Annotated in this window: 1 protein-coding gene; it reads right to left on the reverse strand. The window is 38.9% G+C overall.

Annotated elements, in window-relative coordinates; genetic code table 11:
* On the reverse strand, window positions 1-619 hold a 619-nt coding region (locus tag H5116_RS20555), incomplete at both ends, for a tyrosine-type recombinase/integrase (protein ID WP_220487503.1).

Raw genomic sequence — 619 nt, forward strand, 5'->3', positions numbered from 1 at the left:
CACTGTGACCAAGCTGATGTTGAAGTTGATGAAGCGGCATCCCTAACTCAAGTTGATGTGTTGCATAAGCATGGCGTAATACATGTGGATTACAGTGCTTTAAACCACACATTTGTGCATGTTTTTTCAATGTCTTTCTGAAGCTTGAGGGTGACATGGGTTTATCCATTAACCATCGTGAATAAAACATCCAGCCCGTTGGGTGATACATTTTCCAATAGCAACGTAATTGATTTAGCACGCTATCTGATACAACAACATAGCGTGACTTATCTCCTTTACCATGTTCAATTAAAATGGTTTTACGCTGTCCATCGATGTCTTGCACTTTGATGCGCAGCAGTTCGCCAATACGCAAACCACATCCATAACACACCACTATCAATGTTTTTAAGCGCATATCCGTGCAACTTTCTATAAGTCGTCGAATATCATCACGCGATAAATAAGTAGGTGCCCGAGGTTTTATTTTTGGCAGTACAATATCTAAGTTAAGTGGCCGATGTAAAATATTCTTAAACAAGAACCAAATACTGTTTATCTGTATTTTTTGGCTTGCTCTAGAAAGTTTACGAATCGCAGGATCGTTAAAAAAGGCGTTAAGTTCCTCATCAGTAAT

The organism is Pseudoalteromonas sp. SG45-2 (assembly GCF_014164115.1).
Taxonomy (GTDB): domain Bacteria; phylum Pseudomonadota; class Gammaproteobacteria; order Enterobacterales; family Alteromonadaceae; genus Pseudoalteromonas; species Pseudoalteromonas distincta.